The 9,030-nt window shown below is 70.1% G+C and carries 11 protein-coding genes; 7 read left to right on the forward strand and 4 right to left on the reverse strand.

The features are described from left to right. Positions 1–97: 97 nt before the first annotated feature. The 3 genes from ACGF3J_RS28940 (at position 98) to chpE (ending at position 2,285) form a co-directional block, all read left to right on the forward strand. Positions 98–1,270: a GAF domain-containing sensor histidine kinase gene (locus ACGF3J_RS28940; protein ID WP_161331158.1), complete on the forward strand. Its 1,173-nt coding sequence runs from the start codon at positions 98–100 to the stop codon at positions 1,268–1,270. Further along, the gene (locus tag ACGF3J_RS28945) at positions 1,263–1,904 is read left to right on the forward strand and encodes a response regulator transcription factor (protein ID WP_161331159.1); all 642 of its coding nucleotides are present in this window, start codon (positions 1,263–1,265) and stop codon (positions 1,902–1,904) included. Before ACGF3J_RS28940 ends, ACGF3J_RS28945 begins: the two co-directional genes overlap by 8 nt. A gap of 135 nt (positions 1,905–2,039) precedes the next feature. Then, the gene (gene chpE / locus ACGF3J_RS28950) at positions 2,040–2,285 is read left to right on the forward strand and encodes a chaplin ChpE (RefSeq protein WP_161331160.1); all 246 of its coding nucleotides are present in this window, start codon (positions 2,040–2,042) and stop codon (positions 2,283–2,285) included. A gap of 166 nt (positions 2,286–2,451) precedes the next feature. Here chpE and ACGF3J_RS28955 read toward each other — a convergent pair whose 3' ends face one another. Continuing rightward, positions 2,452–3,240, reverse strand: a complete 789-nt coding sequence (locus ACGF3J_RS28955; protein WP_393855058.1) for a hypothetical protein — start codon at positions 3,238–3,240, stop codon at positions 2,452–2,454. A gap of 151 nt (positions 3,241–3,391) precedes the next feature. Between ACGF3J_RS28955 and ACGF3J_RS28960 the strand changes: the two genes are divergently transcribed. The 3 genes from ACGF3J_RS28960 to ACGF3J_RS28970 all read left to right on the forward strand — a co-directional run bounded on the left by ACGF3J_RS28960 (position 3,392) and on the right by ACGF3J_RS28970 (position 5,765). Continuing rightward, entirely contained in the window at positions 3,392–4,189 is a 798-nt protein-coding gene (locus ACGF3J_RS28960) for an ABC transporter ATP-binding protein (protein WP_064727169.1), read from the forward strand. A gap of 54 nt (positions 4,190–4,243) precedes the next feature. Then, on the forward strand, positions 4,244–4,675 hold the full coding sequence (locus ACGF3J_RS28965) for an NfeD family protein (RefSeq protein WP_125494449.1): 432 nt from the start codon (positions 4,244–4,246) through the stop codon (positions 4,673–4,675). A 142-nt stretch (positions 4,676–4,817) separates the two neighbouring features. Continuing rightward, the gene (locus ACGF3J_RS28970; protein WP_122614744.1) at positions 4,818–5,765 is read left to right on the forward strand and encodes an SPFH domain-containing protein; all 948 of its coding nucleotides are present in this window, start codon (positions 4,818–4,820) and stop codon (positions 5,763–5,765) included. A gap of 21 nt (positions 5,766–5,786) precedes the next feature. Here ACGF3J_RS28970 and ACGF3J_RS28975 read toward each other — a convergent pair whose 3' ends face one another. The 3 genes from ACGF3J_RS28975 to ACGF3J_RS28985 form a co-directional block, all read right to left on the reverse strand. Further along, positions 5,787–6,293 (reverse strand): HNH endonuclease, encoded by a 507-nt coding sequence (locus ACGF3J_RS28975; protein WP_122614743.1) that lies wholly within the window; start codon positions 6,291–6,293, stop codon positions 5,787–5,789. Positions 6,294–6,494: 201 nt separating this feature from the next. After that, positions 6,495–7,034 (reverse strand): YbhB/YbcL family Raf kinase inhibitor-like protein, encoded by a 540-nt coding sequence (locus ACGF3J_RS28980; RefSeq protein ID WP_393855059.1) that lies wholly within the window; start codon positions 7,032–7,034, stop codon positions 6,495–6,497. A 49-nt stretch (positions 7,035–7,083) separates the two neighbouring features. Then, on the reverse strand, positions 7,084–7,866 hold the full coding sequence (locus tag ACGF3J_RS28985; RefSeq protein ID WP_161331163.1) for a sporulation protein: 783 nt from the start codon (positions 7,864–7,866) through the stop codon (positions 7,084–7,086). Between the two features lie 141 nt (positions 7,867–8,007). On the opposite strand from ACGF3J_RS28985, the gene ACGF3J_RS28990 reads away from it, so the two are divergent. Continuing rightward, positions 8,008–8,649 (forward strand): DNA-3-methyladenine glycosylase, encoded by a 642-nt coding sequence (locus ACGF3J_RS28990; RefSeq protein ID WP_393855060.1) that lies wholly within the window; start codon positions 8,008–8,010, stop codon positions 8,647–8,649. Positions 8,650–9,030 lie beyond the last annotated feature (381 nt).

Here is a 9,030-nt window from a genome sequence, read left to right on the forward strand (position 1 = left end):
GCCGGAAGGGCGGGACCTCGGACCTAGGCCCACCGCCCTAGGCGGCGGCGGTCACAGGTCCGATCCCCCCGTCACCCCCCGCCGGTACCGTGAGGACATGAGTCACGGCCCCCGGTCCGGCCTCGCCGCGGTGAGTTCCGCGCTGCTGGCCATGAGCAGGCACCTGGAGGTGCGCGACGTCCTCAAGACGATCGTCGCCTCCGCCCGCGAGCTGCTGGACGCCCAGTACGCAGCCCTCGGCGTCCCCGACGACCACGGCGGCTTCGCCCAGTTCGTGGTCGACGGCGTCAGCGACGAGCAGTGGAAGGCCATCGGCCCGCTCCCGCGCCAGCACGGCATCCTCGCCGCGATGCTCCACGAGGCCACGCCCGAACGGCTCGCCGACGTCCGCGAGGACCCGCGCTTCGGCGGCTGGCCCTCCGCCCACCCGGACCTCGTGGACTTCCTGGGGCTGCCGATCCGCGACGGCGACGAGATCATCGGCGCCCTCTTCCTGGCGAACAAGCTGTGCCCTGATACGGAGGGGGACCCTCCGGTCCCCAGGCCCGAGGGCACCTGCGGCTTCACGCCGGACGACGAGGAACTGCTCGGCATCCTCGCCCAGCACGCCGCCATCGCCCTCACCAACGCACGCCTGTACGAACGCAGCCGCGAGCTGACCATCGCCGAGGAGCGCTCCCGCCTCGCCCACGAGCTGCACGACGCGGTCAGCCAGAAGCTCTTCTCGCTGCGCCTGACGGCCCAGGCCGCCACCGCCCTGGTCGACCGCGACCCCGCGCGGGCCAAGGGCGAGCTGCAGCAGGTCGCCGCCCTCGCCGCGGAGGCCGCCGACGAGCTGCGCGCCGCCGTCGTGGAGCTGCGCCCCGCCGCCCTGGAGGAGGACGGCCTCGTCGCCACCCTGCGCACCCAGATCCAGGTCCTCGACCGCGCCCACACCGCCCGCGTGACCTTCGCCGGACACGGGGTCAAGGCACTGCCCGCCGCCCAGGAGGAAGCGATGCTGCGCGTCGCCCAGGAGGCGCTGCACAACGCCCTGCGCCACTCCGAGGCGGCACGCGTCGACGTGACCCTGCACCGGAAGGGCACCGGGGTCGTACTGCGGGTCACCGACGACGGCAGCGGCTTCGACCCGCGCACCGTGCGCCGCGCGGGACGCCACCTCGGTCTGGTCTCGATGCGCGACCGGGCCAACGGCACCGGGGGAAGACTGACCGTGCAGTCCGCGCCCGGCAAGGGCACCACGATCGAGATGGAGGTCCCCGGTGGCTGACGCAATCAAGGTGCTGCTCGTCGACGATCACCAGGTGGTCCGCCGGGGCCTGCGCACCTTCCTGGAGGTGCAGGACGACATCGTCGTGGTCGGGGAGGCCGCCGAGGGCGCCGAGGGAGTCGACCGCGCCCAGGAACTCGAACCCGACGTGATCCTCATGGACGTCAAGATGCCGGGCATGGACGGCGTCGACGCGCTGCGCAGGCTCCGCGAACTGGACAACCACGCGCGCGTACTGGTCGTCACCAGCTTCACCGAGCAGCGCACCGTCGTCCCGGCCCTGCGCGCGGGCGCGGCGGGTTACGTCTACAAGGACGTCGACCCCGAGGCGCTGGCCGGTGCCATCCGCTCCGTCCACGCCGGCCACATCCTGCTCCAGCCCGAGGTGGCCGGCGCCCTGCTCAGCCAGGACGAGGGCAACTCCGGCCAGGGCAGGGCCGGTTCACTCACGGAGCGCGAGCGGGAAGTGCTGGGTCTGATCGCGGACGGCCGCTCCAACCGGGAGATCGCGCGGGCCCTGGTGCTCTCCGAGAAGACCGTCAAGACCCACGTCTCGAACATCCTCATGAAGCTCGACCTTGCGGACCGCACCCAGGCCGCGCTGTGGGCCGTACGCCACGGCGTGACCGGCTGACGGAAGGTTCCCTTCCGGTCGGAGATTCATACCGTCGTGGGAATGTCCCCCGTATGGCGCATCCTTTGCGGGGGCCGGCCGTTCTCCAGTGCGTGCCGCGGCGACTGCCGCGGCGTTCGCAAGGAGGGCTTGCAAGTGAAGAACCTGAAGAAGGCAGCGGCCGTGACGATGGTGGCCGGCGGGCTGATCGCCGCCGGCGCGGGGATGGCCTCCGCCACCGACGGGTCCCAGGCCCACGGCGAGGCCGTCGGCTCCCCGGGCGTCGCCTCCGGCAACCTGGTCCAGGCGCCGATCCACATCCCGGTCAACGCCGTCGGAAACAGCGTCAACGTCATCGGCGTCCTGAACCCGGCCTTCGGCAACCTGGGCCTCAACCGCTGACCCAGGCCGTCAACGATGCCCGCGGCCTCCCGGGACCCCTGGGAGGCCGATCGGCACCAAACAGCCCGTCCGGCGACTGAGGACGAGGCCGTTCAGGCCGAACGCGGGGTCTGGGGGCGCGGCCCCCAGGTCGCCCACACCAGCGCCGAGTACAGGGTGAGGACGGTCACCGCATCCCCCGCCCCCGCTCCTCCACAACGGAGTTGTACGCCGCGACCAGCGCCCGCCGAGCCGTCCGCTCCACCGGCCGCAGCGCCTCCCCCCGTGCCGCCATCTCGGACGCGCTCACCGCCCCACCGTGACCGTTCTCATACGCCAGCGACACCAGCGCCCCCACCCGCTGCGCCAACTCCAGCACCCGCACCGCCCGCGGCGGATACCCCGGCGCCAGCACCTCCCGGCCGCGCTCGGCCCGCGCCCGGTACGCGGCGACCGCCGCCTCCGCCACCGGTCCCGACCCGGCCACGTCCAGCCGCGTCAGCATCTCCGTCGCGTCGCGCAGCGCCTCCGCCAGCTCCCGCTCCGCCTCCCCGAGCGAGGGCACGTCCGCGGGCGGCGCCTCCCGCACCGGCAGGCAGTGCCAGACCACCTCGACGTGCACGTCACCCTCGGGCCCGGCCTCGTGCACCTCGGGCACCAGCCCCACCGCCGCACCGTGACAGACCACGGCCTCCTCCGCCTCCAGCGCCCGCGCGTTGAAGTCCGGCGGCCCGCTCAGGCCCAGCGGATGCCCCGGCGCGGGCAGCGCGACCCGCAGCCCCGTCGCCCCGAGCGCCCGCAGCCGGCCGAGCGCCAGCGTGAGACCGACGGGCGCCGGTTCGCCGGGCAGCCCCTCCACTCGATGCACCGCGTCCTCCCCGACGATCGCCACCGAGGCGTCATCAGGCGAGACCAATCCGGCAATAAGGGCATTTCCCCAGGCGGCAAGGCGCCCTGCGCGTGGTTCCGAGAGCATGCCCCCACCCTAAGGACCGGACCGATGGAACGGTCATGCCGACCGGTGGCGTAGATTTCCTGGAGGGCCTGCGCCCACCGGCGCGGCGGCCCGAGCCAAGGCGTACGCGACAGCCGAGACCGGCCACAATGCAAGGGGAGACAACGCGCTCATGAGCGATGTTCTGGAGCTTCAGGACGTATCCGTGGTCCGCGAGGGCCGGGCTCTGGTGGACCAGGTCTCCTGGTCGGTGAAGGAGGGCGAACGCTGGGTCATCCTCGGCCCCAACGGCGCCGGCAAGACCACCCTCCTCAATGTCGCGTCCAGCTACCTCTACCCCAGCCAGGGCACCGCCACCATCCTCGGCGAGACGCTCGGCAAGCCCGGCACCGACGTCTTCGAGCTGCGCCCGCGCATCGGCGTCGCCGGCATCGCCATGGCCGACAAGCTGCCCAAGCGCCAGACCGTCCTGCAGACCGTGCTGACCGCCGCCTACGGCATGACGGCGGGCTGGCACGAGGACTACGAGGACGTCGACGAGCAGCGCGCCCGCGCCTTCCTCGACCGCCTCGGCATGACCGAGTACCTGGAGCGGAAGTTCGGCACACTCTCCGAGGGCGAGCGCAAGCGCACCCTCATCGCCCGCGCCCTGATGACCGACCCCGAGCTGCTGCTCCTGGACGAGCCGGCCGCCGGCCTCGACCTCGGCGGCCGCGAGGACCTCGTCCGCCGCCTCGGCCGGCTCGCCCGCGACCCCATCGCACCCTCCATGATCATGGTCACTCACCACGTCGAGGAGATCGCGCCGGGCTTCACCCACGTCCTGATGATCCGTCAGGGCAAGGTCATGGCCGCCGGCCCGCTGGAGCTGGAACTCACCTCCCGCAACCTCTCCCTCTGCTTCGGACTCCCGCTGGTCGTCGAGCAGAACGGCGACCGCTGGACCGCACAGGGCCTGCCGCTGTCCTGACCCGCCCCCCGTGCGCCCTGTCCCCAGCCCACCCGACGGACCTACCATGACCACGTGAACGACATCGACGCATGGGTGTGGTGGCTCGTCGCCGCGGCAGCGCTCGGAATCCCGCTCGTCGTGACCGCGATGCCGGAGTTCGGGATGTTCGCCGTCGGGGCGGTCGCGGCCGCCGTGGCCTCCGGGTTCGGCGCGGACCTCGTCGTCCAGGTCCTCGTATTCGTCGTCGTATCGGTCGCCCTCATCGCGGTCGTACGGCCCGTCGCCGCCCGGCATCGCTCCCAACAGCCCCAACTGGCCACGGGAGTCGACGCCCTGAAGGGCAGACAGGCCGTCGTCGTGGAGCGGGTCGACGGCTCCGGCGGCCGGATCAAACTCGCCGGCGAGATCTGGTCGGCACGCGCACTGGACACCGGGCGCGCCTTCGAAGCGGGTGAGGAAGTCGACGTCGTGGACATCGAGGGGGCCACGGCGATCATCATGTGACCCCGCCGCGCACAACTGGCGCGAACGGGCCCCGAGTCGTGCGACGGTCTGTCAGACTCGACCGGCAAGATCCTCAACAGCCGTAAGATCAGCAGTAGTCAGGGTCAGAGAACAGGGTCGGAGAAGGGGACGGACAACCACGATGGAACCGGTCATCATCGTTTTGATCATCCTGGTGGTGTTGGTCTTCATCGCCCTGATCAAGACCATCCAGGTCATTCCGCAGGCCAGCGCAGCCATCGTCGAGCGCTTCGGCCGCTACACGCGGACCCTGAACGCGGGCCTCAACATCGTGGTCCCGTTCATCGACACCATCCGCAACCGCATCGACCTGCGTGAACAGGTCGTCCCCTTCCCGCCGCAGCCGGTCATCACCCAGGACAACCTGGTCGTCAACATCGACACCGTCATCTACTACCAGGTGACCGACGCCCGCGCCGCGACCTACGAAGTCGCCAGCTACATCCAGGCCATCGAGCAGCTCACCGTCACCACGCTGCGCAACATCATCGGCGGCATGGACCTGGAACGGACCCTGACCTCCCGCGAGGAGATCAACGCGGCCCTGCGCGGAGTCCTCGACGAGGCCACCGGCAAGTGGGGCATCCGCGTCAACCGCGTCGAGCTCAAGGCGATCGAACCGCCCACCTCCATCCAGGACTCGATGGAGAAGCAGATGCGCGCCGACCGCGACAAGCGCGCCGCCATCCTCCAGGCCGAAGGTGTCCGGCAGTCCGAGATCCTGCGCGCCGAGGGCGAGAAGCAGTCCCAGATCCTGCGCGCCGAAGGTGAGGCCAAGGCCGCCGCCCTGCGTGCCGAGGGCGAGGCCCAGGCCGTCCGCACGGTCTTCGAGGCCATCCACGCCGGCGACCCGGACCAGAAGCTGCTCTCCTACCAGTACCTCCAGATGCTCCCGAAGATCGCCGAGGGCGACGCCAACAAGCTCTGGATCGTCCCCAGCGAAATCGGCGACGCCCTCAAGGGCCTGTCCGGCGCCATGGGCAACCTCGGCGGCCTGGGCGGCGGCGGAGGCAACGGCACCCCCAGCGTCCCCGCCCAGGAACGCCGAGAGAAGCCGACGATCGACTAGCGCCCCGAAGGGGGGCGCCCGTCACGCCGCGTCCAGCACCAACCACTCCGGCAGCGCCTCGAAGTCGTCCCGAGCCAGCGCCAGCAGCATCGCGTCGGCGGGCGTGGGCTCGAACGGCTCCCGAAGCAACGGCATACCCGCCTGCTCCGGCGTCCGGTTCGCCTTGCGGTGATTGTCCTCCGCACAGGAGGCCACCGTGTTCAGCCACGAGTCCTGCCCACCGTGCGACCTCGGCACCACGTGGTCGACGGTCGTGGCCCGCCGGCCGCAGTACGCGCACCGGTGCCTGTCCCGGACCAGCACACCCCGCCTCGACCAGGGAGCGCGTCTTCGAAAGGGCACCCGCACGTATTGGCAGAGCCTGATCACCCGTGGCGCCGGTATGTCGAGCGCGGCTCCGCGCATCCGCAGTTCGGGGTGGGCCTGCTCGACGACGGCCTTGTCCTGGAGCACCAGAACGACGGCTCGGTTCAACGTCACCGTCGACAACGGCTCGAAGCTCGCGTTCAGCACCAGCGTGTCCCGCATACCAGCCCACCTCCCGTGCGCACCGGCCCACCCCGTGGCGGGCTGGGATCAACTCTGGCCGGGCACGCCGAGATGGACAACGCAATATCCGCTGCTCCAGGGGCGACGATCTCCCCCCGCCACCCCTGGCAATAAAAATGCCCGCCCCTGATCCATTCCAAGACCGGGGGCGGGCAAACGTTCCATGAACGCTCGGAACGCTCAGCTGTCGGCGGGCACCTCGTACTCACCGATCACGTGGGCGCGCCCGATGGTGTGGAACCGCAGATTGAAGCCGACGAACGCCGGGCTCCCCTCCGCGTCCGGTCCGAGCTTCTCCTGGTCCACGGCGTACACCGTGAACACGTACCGGTGCGGCCCGTCGCCGGGCGGCGGGGCGGCACCGCCGAAGTCCTTGCTGCCGTAGTCGTTGCGCGCCTGTACGGCACCCTGGGGAAGCCCCTCGAAGGTGCCGCTGCCCGCGCCCACCGGAAGCTCGGTCACCGACGCCGGGATGTCGAACACCACCCAGTGCCAGAACCCGCTGCCCGTCGGGGCGTCCGGGTCGTAGCAGGTCACGGCGAAGCTCTTGGTCTCGGCGGGGAAGCCCTCCCACCGCAGGTGCGGAGAGGTGTTGCCGACCGCGTGGACCTGAGCGTCCTTGAGCGTCCCGCCCTCCTGGACGTCGTCGCTCGTGACCGTGAACGACGGCACGGGCGGGTGGAAGTCATGGGGGAGCGGACGCCGCTTCAGCTCGGTCACCTCGGTACCTCCTGAATGTCTGGTGCAGAGATGACCGAGCCTAGATCCATCAGAACCAGTTCCGCTTGCTGCCGACCTCGGACAGCCACTGGTTGAGGTACGCCGTCCAGTCGGTGCCCTGGTAGTCGTTCAGCCCCACCTTGAAGGAACGGAACGTGTCGCTGCCCTCGCTGAACAGCCCGGGCTTCTTGTCCATCTCGAGCACGACGTCCATGGCCTGCGCGTCGGCCACAAAGCTCAGCTCGACCTGGTTCAGCCCCCGGTACTGCTGGGGCGGCAGGAACTCGATCTCCTGGTAGAAGGGCAGCTGCTGCCGCGTACCCCGGATGTGGCCACGCTCCATGTCGGCGCTCTTGAACCGGAAGCCCAGCCCGATGAACGCGTCCAGGATCGCCTTCTGCGCCGGCAGCGGATGCACGTTGATCGGGTCCAGGTCACCGGAGTCCACGGCACGGGCGATCTCCAGCTCCGTGGTGACGCCGATGTTCATCCCGCGCAGCGACTGCCCGTCGATCATGGTGATCGGCGTCTCCCACGGGATCTCCAGCCCGAACGGCACCGCGTGCACGACGCCGGCCTTCAGCTGGAAGGCACCGCCGAGCCGCACCTTGGCGAACTCGATGTCCTGCTTGTACTCCTGGTCGCCGCTCTCCACCTCGACCTTGGCCTGGAGCCCGACGGACAGCCCCTCGATCTCCTGGTCGACGGATCCGCCCTGGATCCGCACCTCGCCCTGGACGACACCCCCCGGTACGACGTTGACCTCATTGAGCACGGTCTCGACCGAAGCCCCGCCGGCCCCCAGGCTCGCGAGCAGCTTCTTGAACGCCATGTCTCTCCTCCAGGCTTGCGTGTGAACCCTTGATCCCTACAAACGCGATCCGGCCGTGGCCGGTTCCGCGCCACACCCTGGCAAGCCGGACGTCCCATGGCCACCCCGCGCACGGACCCGGCTGCGTTACGCTCGGACGGCATGATCGCGAGCCCCGACCGTACGCCCCTGCCCAGGGAATTCTTCGACCGACCCGTCCTCGAGGTGGCCCCCGATCTCCTGGGCCGCGTCCTCGTGCGCGACACCCCGGACGGTCCGATCGCCCTCCGCCTGACGGAGGCCGAGGCCTACGACGGCCAGAACGACCCCGGCTCACACGCCTACCGCGGTCGGACCCCCCGCAACGACGTGATGTTCGGTCCGCCGGGACATGTGTACGTGTACTTCACCTATGGCATGTGGTTCTGCATGAACCTGGTGTGCGGTCCCGACGGCACCGCTAGCGCCGTCCTGCTCCGCGCCGGCGAGATCATCGAAGGCGCCGAGCTGGCCCGTACCCGCCGGCTCTCCGCCCGAAATGACAAGGAACTGGCCAAAGGACCGGCCCGTTTGGCCACCGCCCTGGGGGTGGACCGGTCCCTGGACGGCACCGACGCGTGCACGTCGGAGGACACCCCGCTGCGCATCCTGACGGGCACCACCGTGCCCCGCGACCAGGTGCGGAACGGTCCGCGGACCGGAGTGTCCGGCGAGGGCGGGGTCCATCCGTGGCGCTACTGGGTCGCCGACGACCCGACGGTCAGCCCGTACCGGGCCCATGTCCCGAAGCGGCGCCGAAGTTGACTCTCCTTTGGGGGGCGCGTAACGTAGCCCGAGCCGCTTGACCCGGTTACGGCATTCGCCAGCAGCCGAGAGCGGCCAACCCACTACCTACGACTTCCCTCAGCGGAAGTGAATTCGGCGTGCCCGCATGCCCGAATTCGAACTCGCCGGACCCGATTATGAGTCCGCGAAGGAATCGGCTAACGTAGTGAATGTCGAAAGGCCGACGGGCGAAAGCCCGAAAGCGCGAGACAAACCCGCCGACCGGGAATCGGATCGAAAAGGATCTGATAGAGTCGGAAACGCGAGACCGAAGGGAAGCGCCCGGAGGAAAGCCCGAGAGGGTGAGTACAAAGGAAGCGTCCGTTCCTTGAGAACTCAACAGCGTGCCAAAAGTCAACG

The sequence above is a fragment of the Streptomyces sp. NPDC048171 genome (assembly GCF_043202655.1).
In the GTDB taxonomy this organism is placed as follows: Bacteria; Actinomycetota; Actinomycetes; order Streptomycetales; family Streptomycetaceae; genus Streptomyces.